General features: G+C 29.9%; 1 protein-coding gene. It reads right to left on the reverse strand.

Annotation, left to right across the window (positions count from 1 at the left end):
* Positions 1-339: SMI1/KNR4 family protein (locus J7R13_RS09270; RefSeq protein ID WP_208438347.1), on the reverse strand; the 339-nt coding region annotated here is incomplete at its 3' end.
* Positions 340-398: the final 59 nt, after the last annotated feature.

Here is a 398-nt window from a genome sequence, read left to right on the forward strand (position 1 = left end):
CTCACCAAAATCAGTTCTACTGACAACAAGCTGTTCTAATGTCGCAAAACCATGTTTCCTATGATATAAGTTTTTATGCACAATATCACCAGCAGGATGATCCTCAAAACTTGCGTTATAAATGCTAAAAATTTCCTCATAACCAATTTCTCCTCCCTTATAATTTTTTAAAAAATCCTTATAAGAAGTTGTAAACTGTAAACCGAGAGTTTTTTCTGCCTCTTTAATCCGTACATCACTAACTGCATCCTCTGCAGTACCAAAATTGATAATCTCATCATCATATTTATTTACTTTATCAATTAATTGTACAACATCAGCTAAAGTATAAGTTTTCATAGGTTGTTCTCCATAAATTATTATTTTTTAGTTGCTATATATTTCTTTTCATAATCTTT

The sequence above is a fragment of the Bartonella taylorii 8TBB genome (genome assembly GCF_902825155.1).
GTDB classification, from domain to species: domain Bacteria; phylum Pseudomonadota; class Alphaproteobacteria; order Rhizobiales; family Rhizobiaceae; genus Bartonella; species Bartonella taylorii_A.